Here is a 20,416-nt window from a genome sequence, read left to right on the forward strand (position 1 = left end):
CGGGCACTCAAGCCGCCGGCCAGTCCTCGCTCATGCCCAGTTGCACGCCGTGGATCGCCAGCATCTCTCCGGCATCCGCGCTAAGCCAAAACGCTCGTTCTCGCAGGCGTGCGGCCCGAATGGCATCCGGCCGCGTCCCTGAGGCCTCACGTCCCGGGTGGATCATCAGCAAGCCCGCATCCGGCAAACTGGCCAGGCAGCTCGCAATGAAGTCAGGCAACAAAGTCTCAGGACCAAAGCCGTAAACACCCGCAAAGTCCTGATTCATGCGCAAGCCTGCTTGGCGCGCACCCAGACGCAGCGCGGCCTCGCCTAATCCGGCAATCACCGCCGCTTTGAGCCCGCGCCAGTTGCGACTGCGCGTGGACCGCAAGGCGCAATCAACACCATAACGCCGAGTTAAAGCGTCTAAAACCGCCTCACGCACAACCGGCAGCTGATGCAGGTGCTGATGCCCATCCAGATAGGCCGGAGCGGATTGCATGGCCGACTCAAAGGCATCGAGCTGCTGCTCCACCCAATCCTTCACTTGCGAGGCCTGCAGCTGACCGAGGTAGCTGGCAGCAATCCATCCCTTCAAGTCTCGCCCTGGTGCGTACAGTGCAAACTCATTCAGATCGAGATGCAGGCCGTAATCAGCCATGTCAAGTCGATCGCGTAAGGCCGGCGCCCATTCTGACCAGTCCGGCGATAAGACCATGCAGCTGGTGGCGCTGATGCGCCCCGCATCAATGCACTCCAAAATCCCTAAGCTGACACCGGCATCAAAGCCGTAATCGTCGGCACAAATTTGGATGCGCTTCAAACTTGCGCCCCGTTGGAGCCGCTCGCGCCATTCGAACGGAAGGCCCAAAAGCGACTCAAAAGCCAGGTCATGCCGGCGACGGCCACCAGCACCAAGAACAGGGCCAAGCGGTACTCCAAGCCCGCGCGAAGCAGCAAGGCATACAAGGCCTCATTGCTGACAAAGCCCAGCAGCGCCACGGCCGCAAAGCGCGGCAGCGCCTGGCGAACCTGGGCCTGTTGGGCCGCAAAGCTGAACCGATGATGACCGACAAAACTCACGCAAAAAGCGAGCAGAAAACCCAAGACATTGGCGAGCAAGGCGGCCAGATGAAACTGTTCCACCAGCCACCAGACCACGCCCAAATGCACCGCGGCAGCACTGGCGCCAACGAGGCCAAACCAAACCAATGAACTCACTTGGACTCCGGCGCTTGCAGCGGCGGGGTCAGGTCTTGCGTCACATACAAGGGGCGCTGCTTCACCTCATCAAAAACGCGCCCCAGGTACTCGGCAATGATGCCCAAGCACAGCAGTTGCACGCCCGCCAGGAAGGTGATGGACGCGGCCAAGGTGGTGAAACCACTCACCGGTTGGCCAAATACGGCCTTTTCCATCACGATCCAAAAACCAAAGCCGACCGACACCAAGGACACCATCAGACCGAGCACAGACACCAGCCGCAGCGGCATCTTGGTGAAGGCCGTCAGCCCCACGACGGCGAAGGACAAAAGCTGCATATAGCCAAAGGTCGACTCGCCGTGCAAGCGAGCGTCTGGTACGTACTCGAGAGCCTTGGCCTTGAAGCCCACCCAAGCGAACAAGCCCTTCATATAACGCGCGCGCTCAGGCAGGCGCCGCAGCACCAAGACCACTTTGCGATCAAGCAAGCGGAAGTCGCCGGCATTAGGCGGCATATCGACCCGCGAGCCGTGGCGCATCAGCCAGTAAAAAACCTTGGTATAGCTACGACGCGCCAAGGACTGAGATTCGCTGCGGCCCTTTTGTACGGCGTACACCACGTCAAACCCTGCGCGCCAGTCCTCCAGCATCTGCAGTGCGCTACTGATGGGGTGCTGCCCGTCAGAATCCATGATGATGACCGCGTCTCCATCGGCGGCATCCAAACCAGCACACAGCGCCGCTTCTTTACCGAAATTGCGCGACAGCCGCAGCAACCGCACGGGCAGGCCCTGGGCCATCAGGCTTTGAACCACCAGGACGGTGTCGTCGCTGCTGCCATCGTCAATCACCAGCAACTCCAGTTGCTGAGCCTGACCGCTCAATTTCAGGCTCAGTTCTGGCAGCAAGATGGCCAGATTGCGCGCTTCGTTGAAGGCCGGCAAAACGATGCTGAGCAGCCGCGGCTTGTCGCGAACGCTGTCGCTGAGCAGCCCGCCGGGCCTATCAACGGCCTGCTGCTGAGGAGTCAAGTTGGAAGTAGTGCTGGTTTGCATCAGAGTCATTTGCTTTCGGAGCCATCGTCGGGCACCAGGCACTGGTCCTTGTTGCAGGCCAGGGCTGTTGCGCGCAACTCCGATTGTCTATCGACACGCAGCACTTTGAACGCAGGACGACCCGCTACACCTGGCATGCCCGCATAGAGCCGGCCCGAGGTGTAGAAGTAGGCCGAGTAATTGGGTTTGCCGGCATAGCTGAGCTTGCAATCTTGCGTCAGGCAAGCCTGGCGATAGGCCTCAATCAAAGGCAGATCTGAATTGGCCCGGCTGATCTGCGGCAGCTTGAACACAAAGGCCCAGGCGTACAAAAGCGCCAAGGCCGAGAAGCTCAAATAACTGGCGGAGCGACGCAGCCAAGTCTCAGGCAATAGCGCAATGGCCAGAATCACCAGCCCCGGCAAGGCCGTCATTGCGTAGGTGAAGATCAGGTTCCGAGCAGCGCTGAACAAAAGCAAGGGGGCCAAGGCAATGCACAGGGCATAGCAGGCCAAGTCAATCTTGCGGCCGGCCTCCAGAGAACTCTGGCTGCCCAGTTGAAGTTGCGCTGTGATCGCGCCCCGCCCTTGTTTGAAGCGCAGATAGGGCAGACGCCCCAGCAGGACCACGACCGCCGGCAAGGCCGCTACCAAGGTGAACAACCAGATCATGCCCAAGGGCTGGGCATGCGCGAATCCATAGCGATCGCCCTTCCACCCAGGCTGCAGGAAACGCATCACATGCTCACCCAGCACAAAGTACTCAACAAAGCCGGGGGTCTTCAATTCAGCCATGACATACCAGGGCAAAGCCACGCCCAAGCAAATCAGCCAAACCCAGAGATCAGAGGCAACGGCGCGCACTTCGGTCCAATGTTTGCGCCAGGCGGCATGCATGAACACAGGCAAGAGCGCCAGTACCGCGGCGGCCGGTCCCTTGGTCAACAAGGCCAAGGCCATGCCAAAAGCAAGCCATCGCGCGGCGCGTTGGCGTGAGGCGCCCTGCGCCGCCAACACCCGCCACCAAGCAGCTTGCACAAAGATCACGGCAGCACCCAGCGTGGCATCGGTCATGACCGCGCCGGCGCTGATGAAGAACAAAGGGCACAAAGCCAGCAAAACCTGCGCCGCCAGAATCTGCAAGCGACTGAAGACGCCGTCCAGCATCCAAGCCAGGGCCAGCACACCCATCACGCTCCACAGCACCGCGGCCAAACGGCCGGACCATTCGCTGATGCCGAACAGGCTCATCAAGATGGCCTGCCCCCAAGTAGACAAAGGCGGCTTGGCCCAAAAAACCTCGCTGGGCGTGATGTGGGGGCTGATCCAGTCTGCGGTCTGCACCATCAGCCTAGCGATCTCGGCGTAGCGCGCCTCGGTGTGGTCGGTCAATGGCAGCAATGGCAAGGTCAGCAGTCGCAGCAGCAAGATGCAGAGCAGCAAAACAAGCCAGGGTCTGAGCGCGGCGTTTGACGACGTTTTTTCGGACGGACGAGACATGGACAGGGTGAGACGGTGGAATGCCGGCATCATGCCACCGCTTCTCTGCAAATCCAGCGAGCTGTGGTCAGCCCGTCCAGAGGAGACAATGGCAAGCAATGAACGCTCAGCACATTCAAACTTTCTTCGAAACCTTGCGCGCCGCCAATCCCGCGCCTCAGACCGAACTGGAGTACGCCAGTGTCTTTGAGCTATTGGCCGCCGTGCTGCTGTCGGCTCAGGCCACCGATGTGGGAGTCAACAAAGCCACGAGGCGCTTGTTTGTGGTGGCCAACACGCCTGAAAAAATGTTAGCGCTGGGTGAGCCTGGGCTGTGCGAATACATCCGCACGATTGGGCTGTTTCGCAGCAAGGCCAAGCACTTGATCGCCACTTGCCAGATCTTGATCGAACAGCATGGCGGCAAGGTGCCCAATACCCGCGAAGCGCTGGAGGCGCTGCCCGGCGTGGGTCGAAAGACCGCCAATGTGGTGCTCAACGTAGCTTTCGGCCAAGCAGCCATGGCGGTGGATACGCATATTTTTCGAGTGAGCAATCGAACCGGACTCGCGCCAGGAAAAACGCCTCTGGCGGTTGAGTTGGGGCTGATGAAAAGAATCCCAGCCGAGTTCATGGTGGACGCCCACCATTGGCTGATTCTGCATGGCCGCTATGTCTGCAAGGCTCGCACCCCCTTATGTGCAAGTTGCAGCGTGGCGGCTCAATGTGATCATGGCCGCCTACAATTCAAGTCTGCCTAGGGAGCCACGGGGAACCATGCCAAGCATCACCGACTTGATCGACCGCGTCGAGCGCCTGCTGCTCCGCCACGACGAATTGAAACGCACCAACACCCTCTTGCAGGAGCAGGTGAAGGAGCTGAGCCACGAGCGCGACAACCTGCGCTCGCGTCTGAACGCAGCCAGAGCACGCATTGACGTACTGTTGGAACGTCTGCCTGTAGAAAACGAATCCGGAAAGAGTTCTTCGTGAAGCAAATGGAAGTGACCATCATGGGCCAGAGCTATCTGCTCGGCTGCCCCGACGGCGGCGAGGCCGCCCTGAGCAAGGCGGTCGGCCAAGTCGACCGAGAAATGAGCGCGATCCGCGACGCTGGGCGCGTCAAAGCCCGTGAACGCATCGCCGTTCTTGCCGCATTGAATCTGGCTTATCAGTTGGCGGATGGGTCCGCCCCTGCGCCGAGCGCACCACAAGTTGCGGCGAATGGATCCGAATCCCTACCCGACCTTGAAGGTCTGATGCGTCGCCTTGACGAAGCCCTCGGCCACGACGGGCAATTGCTCTAAGGCCATCGGTTTGTCACGACGCTGGGCTTAGAATCACTTCCGTCCATTGCGTTCGCGTGAGCTTTATATGTCCTTGAACCAATGCTCTCTGAGCAAGGGCTTGGAATATCGCCCAGCAAGCGTGATCGTCTCGCGTCAGATGAACCCAATGCTCGGCTGACCTCGCCCACCTGAACCCCTGGTTCAGGACTGCGGCTCACGGTTCGCGGTGGACACCTTATTCCTGATTTCAGGCCAAATCGCAGCACCTTGCGATCCCAAGGCCTGAAGCTTGCTCCCCCAACTTCTCTTGTCGGCACGCTCTTGAACTACTGGCTGATGAAGTCCGAGCCCAGCGAGTGCTCGATCGACGATCTCGAACTTGCGCCCAATCAAACGGTGCCATGGATTGGGGTACGTAACTATCAGGCTCGCAACTTCATGCGCGACCAGATGCGCATCGGCGACGGGGTTCTGTTCTATCACTCATCCTGCCTAGCGCCCGGCATTGCTGGTTTGGCCACAGTGGCCAGCGAGGCCTACCCCGACGCGACGCAGTTCGACCCGAGCAGCCCCTACTTCGACGCCAAGGCCAGCTTGGAATCGCCGCGCTGGTTGCATGTCGACGTGAAGTTTGGAAAAAAGACCCGGCTGCTCAGCTTGGCTGAGCTTCGAGCCGACCCCGCTCTGCAAAGCCTAAGAGTGCTGCAACCCGGCAGCCGGCTCTCGATCACGCCAGTTACGCCGACCGAATGGCAAATGCTGCTGGACAGGCTCTGATGCAGGGCGCCGTCTTGCCGATACATAGCAAACGGCCAAGTCGACTCGATTGACGCAGTGGCGTCAGTTGATAAAGGGGATGGAAGCCAATACGACCTGGTTGCCACCACGCCGCTGCGCTTCTTGCACTGCCGCTTCGCTGGCCGACACCAGCTCTTCCTGCTTCGAGGCCGTGTGAGGAAAACTCGACACTCCCATCGAAATCGACAGCCCCATATCGACGCCGTTCAGCACGATGATCTGAGCCGTACATTGGCGACGCAATTGCTCCATGCGGGCATGCGCTGTCGCCAGGCCCACGCCTGACAAGAGCACGGCAAAGCGCGTTTCGCCAATCCGGCAGGCCGCATCCATGGCGCGTGTATTGGCGCGCAACATGCGTCCCATGCCTTCCAGCAAGCGCTGATTCGCCTCTTCGCCCATGGCCTGCGCGGCTGCTGGCACCGGATCTAAAGCAATGATGACCAGCGCGAATTCCCGGTGTTCGCGGGTGGAGAGATCAATCTCGCGCAAGAGCTGATCGTCGAACTGGGCGCGCAAATACAGACCCGAGGTGTCGTCCCGCCCCGAGCCTTGCTGCAGCTCACGGCGGATTTGCTCGATGGTTTTCTGCTGTTGCTCGATCTGCTGTAAGGCACGCTGCAGATGCGTCTCTCGGTGGCGCTCCTCAGTGCGCTCACGCCAAACTGCCAGGATGTGATCCGTTCCCAAGGGCGCTCGGGTGACCGTGAACTCACGCCGACGCCCAGCCAATTCAAGCCTATGCTCGCTAACGACCATGCTGCGCTGAGCCATGACCGCCTGTTCGACCCGACGCATGCCGATCACTTCGTCGGCTCGCATCAAATCGTTGTCCAAGCTTCCGACCAAACTGCCCTGCCCGAATAAATGCTCAAGACCCGCGCTGCCATAGACATAACGCCCTGAGGCCAGTGACTTGATGGCCGCGAATGCATCCAAAGGTTCGATCAAACTCAGGACCGCTTCCCCCAAGCCCGAAGCCAATTCAGGCTGGCTGGCCAGCCATTGAGCCAAAGACTTCTGTCCTGGCACGGCATCGTCAAAAGCTGCGGCTGATATGTCCATGAATCCTCGAATGCTCTTTGCCCCGTCCACTGGTCTTGCTGCATCCAGTGCCGGTTGATCGACCTATGTGTCGGAAATGTAGTGGGCTTCGGCTTGCCTGATCAAGTGGACTTCATCATGCCCGGAGCTCTTCCCCCTAGCTTGGCAGCAAACCGATACCAGCAAGGATTGAGTGCGATGGTATCAATGCACAAACACTTGAAGCGCCCAGCTGGCTGAACTATCGCACCAGGAGACTCCGTTGAGTGCGAGAGTTAAGGGGCTCCAGCACCTCATCTGCGGGACAATGCCCGAACTTGGAGGCGCGCATGCCTGCCCAAGAGGGCTGAACCCAAGCCAGACACAGCTTTACTTAGAAAAACAAACCCCATGCACAGTTTTGACTTGGTCGTCGTCGGTGCCGGTGCAGCCGGCCTTTTTTGCGCAGGCATGGCCGGTCAAGGCGGTCAGCGCGTGCTCTTGATCGACCACGCAGAACGGGTCGCCGAGAAGATTCGCATCTCAGGCGGCGGCCGTTGCAACTTCACCAACCGTGACGTCGGGCCTAACAATTTTTTGTCCGACAACCCTGCTTTTTGCCGATCGGCTTTGGCGCGTTACAGCAGCCAGGACTTCATCGCACTCGTGCAAAAGCACGGCATCGCTTTCCACGAGAAGCACAAAGGTCAGCTGTTCTGCGATGACTCCAGCGAACAGATCATTCGCCTGCTTCTGAATGAGTGCGAGGTCGGCGGGGTTGAGCGTTGGCAGCCCTGCACCGTGCTCGATGTGCAGCAGCAAAGCGAACAAAAAGAGGGTTTCATCATCGAAACCTCGCGTGGCCAGGTTCTTGCTCGCCGACTGGTGATCGCAAGCGGCGGACTCTCCATCCCCAAAATTGGCGCCAGCGATTGGGGCTTGCGGCTGGCTAAGCGTTTCGGCCACAAGATTGTGGAGCCTAGGCCTGCGCTGGTGCCCTTGACCTTTGACGCCGAAGCTTGGGCGCCCTTCTCCGCCTTGTCGGGACTCTCGCTGCCGGTCACAGTCAGCACCGGCAAAGGTAAGTCTGGCGGGCGCTTTCTCGAAGACTTGCTGTTCACCCATCGCGGCTTGAGTGGCCCCGCAATTTTGCAAATCTCCAGCTTTTGGACGGAAGGCCAAGCCTTGCAAATCAACCTGGCCCCCGACGCTGATTTGCAAGAGCAACTCAAGGCCGCCAAATCCGACTCGCGTCGCCAAGTAGGCAATTTGCTGGCCACGATGCTGCCGCAACGCCTGGCTCAAGCCTGGCTGGAGCGTCTCGGCTTGCCGAGCAATCGGGCCATGCCTGAATGCAAAGACAAAGACCTGCAAAACCTCGCCAAGCAACTACAGGCTTGGAGCTTGACGCCCAATGGCAGCGAAGGCTGGCGCAAGGCCGAGGTGATGCGTGGCGGCGTTGACACACGCGAATTGAGCTCACAAAGCCTGGAAAGCAAGCGCGTGCCCGGCCTGCATTTCATTGGAGAAGTGGTGGATGTGACCGGCTGGCTGGGGGGCTATAACTTCCAGTGGGCGTGGTCCAGCGCGGCAGCTTGCGCAAGATCTATCTGCGAGACTATGGAATAAGTGTGAAAATCAGGCTACAATCGCTGTCTTTGCTGGCAAACCCTGCGCGTCGATTCGCAACATTTTTGAAGCGGAATCCGGAAAAGCCGCTTCAAACACGGGGTTCAAAATGATTCTGCAAGGAGTCGATTTGAACGAAGTGATTGACGAACACCGAGCGCATATTGAAGGAAATACTTTTTCATGACCACGATTCGCGTCAAAGAGAATGAGCCGTTTGATGTGGCTCTGCGCCGTTTCAAGCGCACTATCGAAAAACTGGGCCTGCTGACCGATCTGCGCGCCCGCGAGTTTTACGAGAAGCCCACGGCTGAGCGTAAGCGCAAGAAGGCTGCTGCCGTCAAGCGTCACTACAAGCGCGTTCGCAGCATGCAGCTGCCCAAGAAGCTGTACTGATTTTCGACTTTGCTAGCGCCTTTGGGCGCTGAAACGAAAATCGGCTCAAGCCGAAGCAGCTGAACAAGCTCAAGAACAAGGCCCGCACAGGACGCTGTCGCGGGCCTTTTCTTTGCGCAGCCCACTTTGCTTGGCACGTCTTTGCCTTCATCTATTTGCCCTCACAATTTCACCCAAGCCCTTTTACCGAGCTAAAGGATTCGCCATGAGTTTGAAAGACCGCATCACCGAAGACATGAAGGCCGCGATGCGCGCCAAAGAGGCTGACAAGCTGGTCACCATTCGAGGTCTGCTGGCCGCCGTGAAGCAAAAAGAAGTGGATGAGCGCATCGTTGTAGACGATGTCGCCTTGGTGGCCATCGTTGACAAGCTGATCAAGCAACGCAAAGACTCCATCAGCCAATTCACCGCCGGCGGTCGCCCGGACTTGGCCGAAAAAGAAGCGGTCGAGTTGAAAGTGCTGGAAGCTTATTTGCCCCAGCGCATGAGCGCCGAGGAAGTGCAGACAGCGGTCAATGCCATCGTCAGCGAACTGGGCGCCAAGGGCCCGGCCGATATGGGTCGAGTCATGGCCGCCGTGAAGGCGCAACTGAGCGGCAAGGCTGAGATGTCTTTGGTCTCGGTCGCAGTCAAGCAAGCCCTCAGCCAGTGAGCATCAAGCCATGAGCTTAACTATCCAAGCCCTGACGCCCGAGGTTTGTGTAGCACCGCAGTTGGAGCCTGCAGCGATGGCCGAGGCGGCAGCTGCAGGTTTTCGCAGCGTGATCAACAATCGCCCAGACTTTGAGGGCGGGCCCGATCAGCCGACCAGCGCGCAGATCGAAGCCGCGGCCTTGGATGCCGGTCTGGCCTATTGCCACCTGCCGGTCAATGGGGGCTATCAATCTCCCGAAGAGATCGAGCAATTCAAGCAATTGCTGGCCGAGCTGCCTCGACCTATTCTGGCTTTTTGCCGCTCGGGCGCACGCTCTACGCGACTGTTTAACGCGGCAACTGCCGCCTGAACTCGAGGGCACGGGCAAAGGGCGCCAACAAGCGCCAGCCCCAAGCATCGACTCGGTGCTTTCCCTGAATCTCAGGGAATTTGAGGCTTCATGCAGTTCCGACTGGCTACAGTGCGGCTGGGGTCTTTTTTTGACCCCGGCGCGTCAGTTGCCACAAGCCCTGTGATCTTGGGTTTGTAGCGCTGCCTCGCATGGCCCAATCTTTCAGTCGGACTCCAGATGCAAGCCCTCCTCGCCCTCGCCAGAGGCATTGATGCTCTAACAGCCCGCTTCGGCGTCATTGCCAAGTGGGCAGTTCTGATCTCATGCCTGGTCAGCGCCGCCAATGCGGTTGTGCGCTACGCCTTTGACTACAGCTCCAACTCCTTCTTGGAGATCCAGTGGTACATGTTCGCCGTGTGCGTGATGTTTGGCGCTGCGCAGGTGCTGAAGGTCAATGAACATGTGCGAGTCGACCTGTTCTACAGCCGCCTCTCCGGACACGGCAAGGTCTATGTGGACCTATTCGGCTTGCTGGTGTTTCTGCTGCCGGTGATTGCCTATATGGCCTGGCTCTCCTGGGCCCTCTTCATGGTCAAACTGACCACAGGAATGCGGCCTGAAGACAGCGTCGCAAGCCTCGGATTCTTGGGTTATGTCTGGAAGCTATTCAGCAGCGGCGAGATGTCCAACAACTCGGGCGGTTTGATCCGCTGGCCCGCCATGTTGACCCTGCCTCTGGGCTTTGCCCTGGTCTGGCTGCAAGGGCTGGCTGAGTTGATCAAACGCATCGGCTGGCTGACCCATAGCTACGAGATGGACACCCACTACGAGAGGCCGCTGCAATGATGAGCATGGAGAGTTTCCCCCCGCTGATGTTCGCGGGGCTGATCGTGGTCATGCTGATCGGCTTCCCTGTCGCCTTCTCGCTGGCCGCACTGGGCTTGGCCTGCGGCTTCTTTGCCATTTCGCAGGGCTGGTTCCCACCCGAATTCATGGCCGCGCTGCCGCAAAACGTGTTCGGCATTTTGTCCAACGATTTGCTATTGGCCATTCCCTTCTTCACCTTGATGGGAGCCATGCTGGAAAAATGTGGCCTGGCCGAAGACATGCTGGACTCGATGGGCCAGCTCTTTGGCCCGGTGCGTGGTGGCCTGGGCTACTCGGTCATCATCGTCGGCTTCATCCTCGGCGCCATCACCGGCACCGTGGCCGGTCAAGTGATCGCCATGGCGATGATCTCGCTGCCGGTGATGATGCGCTACGGCTACAACATGCGCTATGCCACCGGCGTGCTGGCAGCCTCGGGCACCATCACTCAATTGGTGCCGCCATCGCTGGTCTTGGTGGTGTTGGCCGATCAACTGGGCCGCTCCGTCGGCGATATGTACAAAGGGGCCTGGGGACCGTCCATTCTTCAAGTGCTGATCTTCGCGCTCTACACCTTTGTGTTGAGCCGCGTGAAGCCAGAGCATGTACCCGGCGTACCCAAGACTGCACGTAGCCTGCAAGGCGCCGCACTGTGGATCAAATGCTTGCGCGGCATCATCCCTTCAGCGGTGCTGATCTTTGCCGTGTTGGGCAGCATGGGCGGCCTGCCCGGCATCGACACCGCCGTTTGCACACCCACAGAGGCCGGCGCCATGGGCGCGGTCGGCGCGTTCATCCTGGCTGCAATGCATGGCCGCCTCAGCTGGCCCTTGGTCAAAGAAGCCATGGCCGGCACCATGCGCATCACCGCCATGGTGGTGTTCATCTTGATCGGCTCGCGCACCTTCTCGTTGGTCTTCCAAGGTGTGGAAGGCGGCATTTGGATCGAGCACTTGCTGTCCAATTTGCCGGGCGGCCAGGTGGGCTTTCTGATCGCCGTCAACATCTTCATCTTCTTCCTGGCCTTCTTCCTCGACTTCTTCGAGATCGCCTTCATCATCCTGCCCTTCCTGGCCCCTGTGGCTGACAAGATGGGCATCGATCTGGTGTGGTTCGGCGTGATGCTGTGCGTGAATATGCAGACGAGCTTCATGCACCCACCCTTCGGCTTTGCTTTGTTTTATTTGCGCGGCATCTCCGACAGCCTCTTCAAGAGCGGTTCGATTCCTGCCAAGGTTCAATCCAAAGACATCTATTTGGGCGCCATTCCCTGGGTCATCATGCAATTGGTCTTGGTGGCCATCGTGATCGCTTTCCCGCAGTCGGTGACCGCCTTTTTGGACAAAGAAAAGGTGGTCGATATGAACCAGGCCACCGAACTGCTGCAAGGCATGGGCAATAGCGCCGAAGAAAAACCAGAGAAGGCTGAGACTTCGGCGGACGAGGCCAGCAAGTTGTTTGGTTTCGACCCGCCCGCGCAAGCGGCTTCCTCTCCCGCATCAAGCCCGCAAGAGGCCGACCCGATGGAAGCTGTGAAGCGCTCCATGCAAGAAGAAGCGGCCAGCAAGAAGTAAGTTATTCAGACTGCCATGAAACAAGGCCGTTTGCCGACACTCGAAAACGGCCTTTCCCATTGAAAAAGCCCTGAGGCCTTTCGGCCCCAGGGCTTCATTCTTTGCGGACTGGAGTTACAGCTTTTGCGCTTGCATAAAGTCGTCAAAACCCGCTTCTGCGAAACGGAACCACAGGTTTTGGTCACGCCGGAAGTTTGAATAGTCTTCGTAGACCTTTTTCCAGTTCGGGTTCTTGCTGGACAACTCGCTGTAAAGCGCCATCGACTCTTTGAAGGCCGAATCCAGCACATCCTTGGGGAACTTGAACAGCTTGGTGCCCGAGCCCACCAACTGCTTCAAAGCCGCCGGATTCTTGGCGTCGTACTTGGCTTGCATATCGATATGGGCCACAGCAGAAGCCGCCTCCACAATCGCCTTGTACTCAGGGTTCAAAGCCTCGTAAGCCTTGATGTTGATGAAGAAGTCCAGCTCGGGGCCGCCTTCCCACCAGCCTGGGTAATAGTAGTTGGGCGCCACTTTATTGAAACCCAGCTTTTGATCGTCATAGGGGCCAACCCATTCTGCGGCATCAATCGTGCCCTTCTCCAAGGCCGAGTAAATTTCACCCCCGGGGATGTTCTGCGGCACGCCACCCATGCGCTCCAGCACTTTGCCGGCAAAGCCACCAATGCGCATCTTCATGCCCTTGATGTCGGCCACCGACTTGATTTCTTTTCGATACCAGCCGCCCATCTGCGCACCGGTATTGCCGCCCGGGAAACTGATGATGTTGTAGTTGCGATAGAACTCTCGCATCAGTTTCAGACCATTGCCCTCAACCATCCAGGCCGTCATCTGACGGCTGTTCAAGCCAAAGGGTACGGCGCAACCAAGCGCAAAAGTCTCATCCTTGCCGAAGAAATAGTAAGGCGCCGTGTGAGCCATTTCCACCGTGCCGTTTTGCACCCCGTCGACCACGCCAAAGGCGGGCATCAACTCGCCGCCCGCGTGCACGGCCACCTGGAACTTGCCGCCCGAAAGCTCATTCACTTTTTTGGCGAACACATCGGCTGCACCAAAAATCGTGTCCAAGGACTTGGGGAAACTCGAGGCCAAACGCCAACGAACATTGGCCTGGGCATGCACGACAGCGGGTGCCGCACCTGCAGCCAACACACCGGCCAGACCTGCTTGCCGAACAAAGGAACGACGCTCCATCTTGGGGACTCCTGGTTGATGAACTGCGCGAAATGCGAGCCGATTCTAGGGTGCCCCAAAACAATGCTCACCGGTGCAAACCCGGTCAAAAAACGCCCTTTCTTGGGGCGGCAATGCAGAGCCAAAAACGCCTGAGTCGAAGCTGACTGTCAGCTGACAATTCGCATTAGCTGCCCGCTAATTTCATCCGAGAAATCAGCACCGAACCCATGGTCTTGCCACCCATGGTGTAGCGATCGCAACCAATGCCAATGATGTTTTGGAACATCTCGCTCAGATTGCCGGCAATGGTCAATTCATGCACCGGGAAAGCGATTTCGCCCTTTTCCACCCAATAGCCACTGACGCCTCGGGAATAGTCGCCGGTCACGTAATTGACGCCCTGCCCCATCAGCTCGGTCACAAACAATCCGGTGCCCAAGCGGCGCAGCATGGTTTGCAAATCGTCGCCCGGCGCGGTCAAGCGGGAAGTCATGCGCAGATTGTGTGAACCGCCGGCATGCCCGGTGGTGCGCATGCCCAGTTTGCGCGCGGAATAGGTGCTCAAGAAATAGCCCTGCAGCACACCACCTTCGACCACATGGCGCGGACGAGTAATCACGCCTTCGTCGTCAAAAGGCGCACTGCCCTTGCCCTTGAGCTCATGCGGATTCTCATGAATGTCGATATGCGAGGCTAAGACCGGTTTACCCAAGCTATCGAGCAAGAAGCTGGCGCGGCGGTACAAGGCGCCACCACTGGCTGCTTGCACCAAAGCGCCCAGCAAGCCCGCGGCCACCGTGCTTTCAAACAGCACCGGCACTTCGGCCGTCGGCACGCGGCGCGATTTCAATCGGGCCAATGCGCGTTCAGCTGCGTAACGGCCAATTGCTTCGGCAGAAGCCAAGTCGTTGGCATCGCGCATCGAGCTGTACCAAGAGTCGCGCTGCATTTGCGCGCCGCGGCCGGCAATCGGCGCGACCGAAATCGAATGGCGCGAACTGGCATAGCCACCCCGAAAACCACGGCTATTGCCGGTGAAGAAATGCGATTGCTGCGCCGAAACCGCAGCACCTTCACTATTGCTGATGCGGCGGTCTACCGCAAAGGCAGCGGCTTCGCAGCGCAGCGCCAATTCCGCTGCCGCCTGCGCATCGATGGCCCACGGGTGGAACAGGTCGAGCTCGGGGCGGCTGGACGCGTCCCGCGACAAATCTTCCTCATCCGGCAAACCAGCCACCGGATCTTCGGCAGTGAAGCGCGCGATGTCGAAGGCCGCGCGCACCGTATCGCGCAGGGCTTGCGGTGAAAAGTCCGAGGTACTGGCATTGCCGCGACGCTGGCCCACATAGACGGAAACCCCCAAGGACTTATCGCGGTTGCGCTCGACGTTCTCCAACTCACCCATACGGGTTGAAACGGACAAACCACAGCCTTCGGAGACTTCCGCGCCGGCGTCCGAGGCGCCGAGCTTTTTGGCCTCGGCCAAGACGTCTTCAATCAATTGCTGGAATTGCTCGCTCCGGTAGGCAAAGCCACTGCCGCTGGAAACTCCCGAACTCGCGGGCTTGTCGGCGCTTTGACTGAAAGAAGACTTGAGGAGCTTGGACATGGATAAAGGTGCCGTAGAAAAGAATGGCCGCACAGCGCGAGCTCAATAAGAGCCTGCTGCACTGAGAATCAGAACTGGGGGACAATCATACGAGCCGCCGAGCATCCGCGTGCGCAGCAGCACTTATCAACAGTGCCCGCTTCCCAGACGACTTGAGCCTTTCAAAAGCTCGGGCGTCCTGGGCGCGCCGCCCGCCCCATCTGCCTATCCGCACGACAAGCAAGACCCGCATCATGAGAACACAAGAAGAATTTCCGGCCGACGAAGACGATGACTTCGATCGCCCCAGCAAAAGCCAGCTTAAGCGCGACATGACCGAACTGCAGGCGCTGGGCGAAGAACTGTTGACGCTGCCTGCCAGCAGGCTTGAGCCCCTGGCACTGCCTGAGATCCTGGCGGACGCTTTGCGCGCCGCCAAGAAAATCACCTCGCACGAAGGCCGGCGGCGCCAGATGCAGTACATCGGCAAGCTGATGCGCCGCGTGGACCCAGAACCGCTGCGCGAAGCGGTTGCCGCCTACAAGCTCGGCCACGCCAAAGACAGCTTGGCCCTGCACCAGAGCGAACGCTGGCGCGAACGCCTGCTGGCCGATGACTCGGCCTTGCAGCAGTTCATTGCCGAACATGAAGGCATTGATGTTCAGCAACTGCGCAGCCTGGTTCGTGCCGCTCGCAAAGACGCGGCCGCCGCACCTGAGCAACGCTCCGGCCGAGCCTTCCGTGATCTGTTTCAGTTCATCAAAACGGAACAGCTGCGCGTGTCACCTGCGGACGAATCGGCTGAGGACGAGACGGATGAGTGAGGCCTTGCCGCCCCCGGACATGCTACGCATCGGCATTGTTTCGATCAGTGACCGGGCTTCTGAGGGCGTCTACGAAGACAAAGGACTACCGGCCCTGCAAGCTTGGCTGGGTTCGGCGCTGATCAACCCCATCACGTACGAAGCGCGCTTGATTCCTGACGAGCGGGCTCTGATTGCCAAGACCCTGCGTGAACTGGTGGACGAGAAGTCCTGCGACCTGGTCTTGACCACCGGCGGAACCGGCCCGGCGCTGCGCGACGTCACGCCAGAAGCCACCCTGGATGTGGCCGACAAAGAAATGCCGGGCTTTGGCGAACAAATGCGGCAGATCTCGCTGCGCTTTGTGCCGACGGCAATTTTGTCGCGCCAAGTGGCGGTGATCCGCGGCAAAGCGCTGATCATCAATCTGCCGGGCCAACCCAAATCGATTGCTGAAACCCTGGGCGGTTTGAAGGACGCGCAGGGCAAGCAGGAGGTTGACGGCATTTTTGCTGCCGTACCTTATTGCATCGATCTGATCGGCGGGCCGTATATGGAAACTCGCGAAGCTGTGGTGAAAGCCTTTCGCCCCAAGGCTGCGCAGCGGCCTGCACGCAGCGCAAGCTGATGGGTTGGTGACCGGGCTCTGCCCGGCCGGCGCCACTAGCCGCAACTACTCTTTGACCAGGCGGCTCAAAGAGGCCGCATCAAAGGCTTCGTCTTGCTGGGCGTCTTGTGGAACGCAGTCCCCAACGGGCGAGCGCGAGGCGGCAGACAGCTTGCAAACCGCCTGCCACAACAAGGCGATTTGATGTTCATGACCGGCGGCGTTGTCAATCAAGCCGCGCAGGGCCTGTGCCATCGGGTCATCGCCTTGGCTGACTCCGTAGGCTGAGAAACCCATCTTGGCTGCAGCTTCTTCGCGCAGCACATCGGCCTTGGCCTCGATGATGCGAGCAGGGTTGCCCACGGCCGTGGCACCCGCCGGGACTGGTTTGGTCACCACCGCACCTGAACCGACCCGCGCGCCCGCGCCCACGGTAAAACCGCCCAAGACACAGGCATTGGCACCAATGATGACGCCGGCCTCCAAAGTGGGGTGTCGCTTGGCCCCCTTCACCAATGCGGTGCCGCCCAGAGTCACACCTTGATAAATGGTGCAGCCCTCGCCGATTTCGGCCATCTCACCGATGACGATGCCCATGCCGTGGTCGATGAAGACCTTGCGAGCAATCGTTGCGCCCGGGTGAATCTCGATCCCCGTCAAGAAGCGAGTGCAATGTGAGATGAAGCGACCCAGCCACTTCAGCCCATGCGTCCAGCACCAATGCGCCCGGCGATGCAGGATCAGCGCATGCAGCCCTGGGTAGCAGGTCAGCACTTCCCAGGCCGTGCGTGCGGCCGGGTCACGTTCAAGAATGCAGGCAATGTCTTCGCGGATGCGCTGGAACATGGAGACTCAAAGCAAGAGAGGGTCGGCCAGTTTAGCGGTGCGATTCAATCTTCGCTGGCGGTGAGGCTTGCGCCTGGCTTGGCATGAGGGCTGCGAGGCGCTTCCACCATGGCGCGAGCAATGCCTCGGAAGATGTGCACCTCTTCGCTCGTCAGTCCGGCGCGATTGAAGAGCTGGTTGAGCCGAGGGATTAACTTCTTGGGCGCGGCGGGGTTCAGATAGCCAATCGCTTCCAAAGAGCTTTGCAAGTGCTGCAGCAAGCCTTGCACCGCCTTCGCGTCCGCAAAGTTCGGTTCGTCGGTTCGTGGCGCCACAGAAAAACCGCCCAAGGCTTGCCGCCAGTCATAGGCCAAAAGTTGCACGGCCTGGGCCAGATTCAATGAGCCGTAGTCAGGATGGGTCGGTATCGACAGCACCGCATGGCAGCGGTACACATCCTCATTGCTCATGCCGTAGCGCTCGGAGCCGAACACCAGACCAACTTTGTGCGGGCTGGCGGCCAACTCACCAAACAAAGCGCGCGGCTCGCGCACGGGCGGGCCAAAGTCACGCGGCGTCATGGCCGTGGCGCAAGCAAAGGTCACGCCGTCGAGCGCCTCTTCCAGCGTCTCCACAATGCGGGCGCGAACCAAAATGTCTGCAGCACCGCTGGCCATGGCCACCGTTTCCTCCTGGCTCAGCACATCCGCAAAACGCGGCTTGACCAAGACCAGTTCAGAAAAACCCATCACCTTCATGGCGCGAGCCGTGGCGCCGACATTGCCGGGATGGCTGGTTTGAATCAGGATAAATCGTGTCATATCTACGCCGGCATCACATCCCGCTGAGCTGGAATTTGGAGGAATCGGCAAGGCTCGGCTAAAATACGGGATTATCCTGAGTCCGGCCAAACATTGACCGCGAAACCCAACTCAGGTCGCTCTTTTTTTCCGCCAGTTCACCTCCCGAGCCCATGGTGCAAAGCCATGTGCGCCGGCCAACCAAGGTTTTCACGAATGACGCAGCAAGCTTCACTCCATCCCATGCTCAATGTCGCCATCAAGGCGGCGCGTGCGGCCGGTGCCATCATCAACCGCGCCTCCATGGACCTCGACATTCTGAAGATCAACACCAAGTCGCCCAATGACTTTGTGACCGAGGTGGACCAAGCTGCTGAAAAAATCATCATTGAAACGCTGCTGCAAGCCTACCCCGACCACGGCATCCTCGCCGAAGAGTCGGGCCGCGAGTATGGCGCCAAGCATTCTGAATTCGTTTGGATCATCGATCCGCTGGACGGCACCACCAATTTCATCCACGGCCTGCCGATGTACTGCGTGTCGATCGCGCTGGCGCATCGCGGCGTGGTGCAGCAAGCCGTCGTTTACGACCCCACCCGCAACGACCTGTTCTACGCCACCAAGGGTCGCGGCGCCTTCATGAACGACCGCCGCCTGCGTGTCTCCAAGCGCACCCGCTTGAGCGACGCCCTGATCGGCACCGGCTTCCCCTTCCGCCGCGGCGACAACTTCAAGCGCTATATGAAGATGTTCGAGGCCGTGATGGTGGAATGCGCCGGCCTGCGCCGCCCCGGCGCTGCCGCACTCGATCTTTGCTATGTGGCCGCCGGCTACTACGACGCCTTCTTTGAAACCGGCCTGCAACCCTGGGACGTGGCAGCCGGCTCGCTGATCATCACCGAAGCAGGTGGCCTGATTGGCAACTTCACCGGCGAATCCGACTTCTTGCATCAGCGAGAAGTGGTGGCCGGCAGCCCCAAGATCTACGGCCAATTGGTCACCATCTTGGCACCCTACACCCGCGTGATCAGCGCCGAGGACGAGGCCAAGGCCGAGAGTGGCGACGCTGAAGGCAAGACCTCTGCCGTAGACGCGCTTGCCGCCGCTGCAGCGCCAGCCACCAAGAAGCGCGCCGCAGTACGCATTAAGAAAACCGACACTGAGTAACCGAACCCAGTGCCGGTAGCAACTCAGCTGCTGAGTTGCAAATGACGAGGCCCTCTTACGGAGGGCCTTTTTTCATGGCTGAGCCGCAAGCGCCTCCCGGAGTCTTGCGCGTTCAGCCTGCACTTGGAAGCTTGCTACGGGCTGCAACTGCCCATCCTTGAGCAGAAACAGGCTCACCAAAGTCACCGTGCTTTCACGCCAAGCCACGCCCGCCTGTCCGACCACGGCGAGCACCCATTGGCCATTGAGCAACAAGGGCACTTTGCGGACATCGACATTGGCATAGCTGCTGATGAACACGTCGAGTGAGCGAGGGTCTGCGTCGAAACTCGGGAACTCAATGGACTGAGGCGCTTCGATCTGACTGTCCATGCGCCGAAGCGCCTGCGAAAACTCTTCATCGGGGACTCGCCCCTCGGCCCAGCGCGAAGTGTCAAGACCCCGCTCTTCCATCGCCTTGTCGTGCGCTTCTTGCTCAAGCTCTGGCTCTCGTGTCTTGCTATAGGCCCTGGCCAGGGCCAGCGCTGTTTGGCGGGTCGAAGCACACAGCGCCGGGTCCGCACAGAACTCTCGGCTGATACGGTAGGCGATTTTGAAACTCAAACTGAGCTTGCATACTGCGCCCCACCCACGCCCCGTCCACGGCGCCAACTGAATCACTTCGTCTTGACTCAGCGCACTGCTGCTTCCGTACACCACATAAGCCGCTTGCCCCAAAGGATGGCCAAACGCGCCCGACTGCGTGGCGCAAAGCGAGTCCTCAAACGGCGCATCAATGCGCTTGGGTTTGCCCTTGGGCTTGATTTGATAGAAGACCGATGACTGGCAGTTGGCGCTTCCGCCAAAGGCATCCACTCGGTAGACCTGGGTGCCTGAGAGTCGCTCAATTTCAAAAGCCGAGTCGCTTGTGATCCCGAGCGCCTCTCGCATGTCTGGGCTGTGGCGCAGTTCTCGCAGCAATGCCGCAGGCACTCGCCCCTGCGGCCGAGACTCAAAACGCAAAAGCTCGCGCATGGGCGAATTCACCGCCCGCCAGGCCGTTTCCGGCAGGCCTCGCGCTTGACTGGCCAGTTGCTCACACAAAGGCGCGGCGACTGCCGCTCCCAATGGCGCCAATGCAAGCAAAGCCGATCCCCAAACACGCCCCGTCCAATTCGCCATTGTTCCCTCCTGCGGCGCGAGACGATA

The 20,416-nt window shown here is 59.5% G+C and carries 23 protein-coding genes and 1 other RNA gene; 14 read left to right on the forward strand and 10 right to left on the reverse strand.

The annotated features are described in order from the left end of the window. Positions 1–7: 7 nt before the first annotated feature. From LNV06_RS01270 to LNV06_RS01285, 4 genes are read right to left on the reverse strand one after another with little or no spacing between them, the layout of a single operon-like run. Entirely contained in the window at positions 8–805 is a 798-nt protein-coding gene (locus LNV06_RS01270; RefSeq protein WP_263536433.1) for a ChbG/HpnK family deacetylase, read from the reverse strand. Beyond that, a complete protein-coding gene (locus LNV06_RS01275; protein WP_263536434.1) occupies positions 802–1,203 on the reverse strand; it encodes a GtrA family protein in 402 nt (133 codons plus the stop codon). The genes LNV06_RS01270 and LNV06_RS01275 overlap by 4 nt, the downstream gene beginning before the upstream one ends. Further along, positions 1,200–2,240, reverse strand: coding sequence for a glycosyltransferase family 2 protein (locus LNV06_RS01280; RefSeq protein ID WP_263536435.1), 1,041 nt, complete (start codon positions 2,238–2,240; stop codon positions 1,200–1,202). The genes LNV06_RS01275 and LNV06_RS01280 overlap by 4 nt, the downstream gene beginning before the upstream one ends. A gap of 5 nt (positions 2,241–2,245) precedes the next feature. Then, on the reverse strand, positions 2,246–3,718 hold the full coding sequence (locus tag LNV06_RS01285) for an ArnT family glycosyltransferase (RefSeq protein ID WP_263536436.1): 1,473 nt from the start codon (positions 3,716–3,718) through the stop codon (positions 2,246–2,248). Between the two features lie 98 nt (positions 3,719–3,816). On the opposite strand from LNV06_RS01285, the gene nth reads away from it, so the two are divergent. The 5 genes from nth to LNV06_RS01305 all read left to right on the forward strand — a co-directional run bounded on the left by nth (position 3,817) and on the right by LNV06_RS01305 (position 5,763). Then, on the forward strand, positions 3,817–4,458 hold the full coding sequence (gene nth / locus LNV06_RS01290; protein ID WP_263536437.1) for an endonuclease III: 642 nt from the start codon (positions 3,817–3,819) through the stop codon (positions 4,456–4,458). Between the two features lie 16 nt (positions 4,459–4,474). Further along, positions 4,475–4,690: a cell division protein ZapB gene (locus LNV06_RS01295; protein WP_263536438.1), complete on the forward strand. Its 216-nt coding sequence runs from the start codon at positions 4,475–4,477 to the stop codon at positions 4,688–4,690. Then, positions 4,687–5,004 (forward strand): cell division protein ZapA, encoded by a 318-nt coding sequence (locus LNV06_RS01300; RefSeq protein ID WP_263536439.1) that lies wholly within the window; start codon positions 4,687–4,689, stop codon positions 5,002–5,004. Before LNV06_RS01295 ends, LNV06_RS01300 begins: the two co-directional genes overlap by 4 nt. A 39-nt stretch (positions 5,005–5,043) precedes the next feature. Next, positions 5,044–5,221: non-coding RNA, 6S RNA (gene ssrS, locus LNV06_RS22700), on the forward strand. A gap of 86 nt (positions 5,222–5,307) precedes the next feature. Next, complete coding sequence (locus tag LNV06_RS01305; protein WP_263536440.1) at positions 5,308–5,763, forward strand: EVE domain-containing protein; 456 nt, start codon at positions 5,308–5,310, stop codon at positions 5,761–5,763. A gap of 63 nt (positions 5,764–5,826) precedes the next feature. Here LNV06_RS01305 and LNV06_RS01310 read toward each other — a convergent pair whose 3' ends face one another. Next, on the reverse strand, positions 5,827–6,849 hold the full coding sequence (locus LNV06_RS01310; RefSeq protein WP_263536441.1) for a GGDEF domain-containing protein: 1,023 nt from the start codon (positions 6,847–6,849) through the stop codon (positions 5,827–5,829). A 369-nt stretch (positions 6,850–7,218) separates the two neighbouring features. On the opposite strand from LNV06_RS01310, the gene LNV06_RS01315 reads away from it, so the two are divergent. From LNV06_RS01315 to LNV06_RS01340, 6 genes are all read left to right on the forward strand, one after another. After that, positions 7,219–8,436: a BaiN/RdsA family NAD(P)/FAD-dependent oxidoreductase gene (locus LNV06_RS01315; protein ID WP_263536442.1), complete on the forward strand. Its 1,218-nt coding sequence runs from the start codon at positions 7,219–7,221 to the stop codon at positions 8,434–8,436. Positions 8,437–8,619: 183 nt separating this feature from the next. Continuing rightward, on the forward strand, positions 8,620–8,832 hold the full coding sequence (gene rpsU, locus LNV06_RS01320) for a 30S ribosomal protein S21 (protein ID WP_007833691.1): 213 nt from the start codon (positions 8,620–8,622) through the stop codon (positions 8,830–8,832). A gap of 205 nt (positions 8,833–9,037) precedes the next feature. After that, positions 9,038–9,484: a GatB/YqeY domain-containing protein gene (locus LNV06_RS01325; RefSeq protein ID WP_263536443.1), complete on the forward strand. Its 447-nt coding sequence runs from the start codon at positions 9,038–9,040 to the stop codon at positions 9,482–9,484. 10 nt (positions 9,485–9,494) lie between these two features. Beyond that, positions 9,495–9,836 carry a protein tyrosine phosphatase family protein gene (locus LNV06_RS01330; RefSeq protein WP_263536444.1) on the forward strand — a complete coding sequence of 114 codons (342 nt, stop codon included), beginning with the start codon at positions 9,495–9,497 and terminating at the stop codon, positions 9,834–9,836. A gap of 219 nt (positions 9,837–10,055) precedes the next feature. Continuing rightward, on the forward strand, positions 10,056–10,664 hold the full coding sequence (locus LNV06_RS01335; protein ID WP_263536445.1) for a TRAP transporter small permease subunit: 609 nt from the start codon (positions 10,056–10,058) through the stop codon (positions 10,662–10,664). Then, positions 10,664–12,259 carry a TRAP transporter large permease gene (locus tag LNV06_RS01340; protein ID WP_263536446.1) on the forward strand — a complete coding sequence of 532 codons (1,596 nt, stop codon included), beginning with the start codon at positions 10,664–10,666 and terminating at the stop codon, positions 12,257–12,259. Before LNV06_RS01335 ends, LNV06_RS01340 begins: the two co-directional genes overlap by 1 nt. A gap of 114 nt (positions 12,260–12,373) precedes the next feature. Here the strand turns inward: LNV06_RS01340 and LNV06_RS01345 are convergent, their stop codons facing one another. Next, the gene (locus LNV06_RS01345) at positions 12,374–13,456 is read right to left on the reverse strand and encodes a TRAP transporter substrate-binding protein (protein ID WP_263536447.1); all 1,083 of its coding nucleotides are present in this window, start codon (positions 13,454–13,456) and stop codon (positions 12,374–12,376) included. A 166-nt stretch (positions 13,457–13,622) separates the two neighbouring features. Further along, a complete protein-coding gene (gene pmbA / locus LNV06_RS01350) occupies positions 13,623–15,047 on the reverse strand; it encodes a metalloprotease PmbA (RefSeq protein WP_263536448.1) in 1,425 nt (474 codons plus the stop codon). A gap of 233 nt (positions 15,048–15,280) precedes the next feature. Between pmbA and yjgA the strand changes: the two genes are divergently transcribed. Together yjgA and mog are read left to right on the forward strand one after the other, a co-directional pair. Continuing rightward, positions 15,281–15,850 carry a ribosome biogenesis factor YjgA gene (yjgA, locus tag LNV06_RS01355; protein ID WP_263536449.1) on the forward strand — a complete coding sequence of 190 codons (570 nt, stop codon included), beginning with the start codon at positions 15,281–15,283 and terminating at the stop codon, positions 15,848–15,850. Further along, positions 15,843–16,457, forward strand: coding sequence for a molybdopterin adenylyltransferase (gene mog / locus LNV06_RS01360; RefSeq protein WP_263536450.1), 615 nt, complete (start codon positions 15,843–15,845; stop codon positions 16,455–16,457). The genes yjgA and mog overlap by 8 nt, the downstream gene beginning before the upstream one ends. A 45-nt stretch (positions 16,458–16,502) precedes the next feature. Here mog and cysE read toward each other — a convergent pair whose 3' ends face one another. Both cysE and LNV06_RS01370 read right to left on the reverse strand, forming a co-directional pair. Continuing rightward, the gene (gene cysE, locus LNV06_RS01365) at positions 16,503–17,282 is read right to left on the reverse strand and encodes a serine O-acetyltransferase (protein WP_263536451.1); all 780 of its coding nucleotides are present in this window, start codon (positions 17,280–17,282) and stop codon (positions 16,503–16,505) included. A gap of 44 nt (positions 17,283–17,326) precedes the next feature. Further along, positions 17,327–18,082 carry an RNA methyltransferase gene (locus LNV06_RS01370; protein WP_263536452.1) on the reverse strand — a complete coding sequence of 252 codons (756 nt, stop codon included), beginning with the start codon at positions 18,080–18,082 and terminating at the stop codon, positions 17,327–17,329. 195 nt (positions 18,083–18,277) lie between these two features. Here LNV06_RS01370 and LNV06_RS01375 point away from each other — a divergent pair, with 195 nt between their 5' ends. Next, positions 18,278–19,228 (forward strand): inositol monophosphatase family protein, encoded by a 951-nt coding sequence (locus LNV06_RS01375; protein WP_263536453.1) that lies wholly within the window; start codon positions 18,278–18,280, stop codon positions 19,226–19,228. 72 nt (positions 19,229–19,300) lie between these two features. Here LNV06_RS01375 and LNV06_RS01380 read toward each other — a convergent pair whose 3' ends face one another. Then, positions 19,301–20,389, reverse strand: coding sequence for a hypothetical protein (locus LNV06_RS01380; RefSeq protein WP_263536454.1), 1,089 nt, complete (start codon positions 20,387–20,389; stop codon positions 19,301–19,303). Positions 20,390–20,416 lie beyond the last annotated feature (27 nt).

Origin of the sequence: Paucibacter sp. Y2R2-4 (genome assembly GCF_025717535.1) — a bacterium.
Classification (GTDB): Bacteria; Pseudomonadota; Gammaproteobacteria; order Burkholderiales; family Burkholderiaceae_C; genus Paucibacter_A.

Excerpts from the sequence above, each read along its gene's own strand:
- LNV06_RS01345 (WP_263536447.1), bottom strand. The coding sequence starts at position 13,456 with ATGGAGCGTCGTTCCTTTGTTCGGCAAGCAGGTCTGGCCGGTGTGTTG.
- LNV06_RS01325 (WP_263536443.1), top strand. The coding sequence starts at position 9,038 with ATGAGTTTGAAAGACCGCATCACCGAAGACATGAAGGCCGCGATGCGC.
- LNV06_RS01370 (WP_263536452.1), bottom strand. The coding sequence starts at position 18,082 with ATGACACGATTTATCCTGATTCAAACCAGCCATCCCGGCAATGTCGGC.
- LNV06_RS01285 (WP_263536436.1), bottom strand. The coding sequence starts at position 3,718 with ATGTCTCGTCCGTCCGAAAAAACGTCGTCAAACGCCGCGCTCAGACCC.
- mog (WP_263536450.1), top strand. The coding sequence starts at position 15,843 with ATGAGTGAGGCCTTGCCGCCCCCGGACATGCTACGCATCGGCATTGTT.
- cysE (WP_263536451.1), bottom strand. The coding sequence starts at position 17,282 with ATGTTCCAGCGCATCCGCGAAGACATTGCCTGCATTCTTGAACGTGAC.
- LNV06_RS01280 (WP_263536435.1), bottom strand. The coding sequence starts at position 2,240 with ATGCAAACCAGCACTACTTCCAACTTGACTCCTCAGCAGCAGGCCGTT.
- LNV06_RS01295 (WP_263536438.1), top strand. The coding sequence starts at position 4,475 with ATGCCAAGCATCACCGACTTGATCGACCGCGTCGAGCGCCTGCTGCTC.
- yjgA (WP_263536449.1), top strand. The coding sequence starts at position 15,281 with ATGAGAACACAAGAAGAATTTCCGGCCGACGAAGACGATGACTTCGAT.
- LNV06_RS01375 (WP_263536453.1), top strand. The coding sequence starts at position 18,278 with ATGACGCAGCAAGCTTCACTCCATCCCATGCTCAATGTCGCCATCAAG.
- pmbA (WP_263536448.1), bottom strand. The coding sequence starts at position 15,047 with ATGTCCAAGCTCCTCAAGTCTTCTTTCAGTCAAAGCGCCGACAAGCCC.
- LNV06_RS01340 (WP_263536446.1), top strand. The coding sequence starts at position 10,664 with ATGAGCATGGAGAGTTTCCCCCCGCTGATGTTCGCGGGGCTGATCGTG.
- LNV06_RS01310 (WP_263536441.1), bottom strand. The coding sequence starts at position 6,849 with ATGGACATATCAGCCGCAGCTTTTGACGATGCCGTGCCAGGACAGAAG.
- LNV06_RS01335 (WP_263536445.1), top strand. The coding sequence starts at position 10,056 with ATGCAAGCCCTCCTCGCCCTCGCCAGAGGCATTGATGCTCTAACAGCC.
- LNV06_RS01315 (WP_263536442.1), top strand. The coding sequence starts at position 7,219 with ATGCACAGTTTTGACTTGGTCGTCGTCGGTGCCGGTGCAGCCGGCCTT.
- LNV06_RS01330 (WP_263536444.1), top strand. The coding sequence starts at position 9,495 with ATGAGCTTAACTATCCAAGCCCTGACGCCCGAGGTTTGTGTAGCACCG.
- nth (WP_263536437.1), top strand. The coding sequence starts at position 3,817 with ATGAACGCTCAGCACATTCAAACTTTCTTCGAAACCTTGCGCGCCGCC.
- rpsU (WP_007833691.1), top strand. The coding sequence starts at position 8,620 with ATGACCACGATTCGCGTCAAAGAGAATGAGCCGTTTGATGTGGCTCTG.
- LNV06_RS01380 (WP_263536454.1), bottom strand. The coding sequence starts at position 20,389 with ATGGCGAATTGGACGGGGCGTGTTTGGGGATCGGCTTTGCTTGCATTG.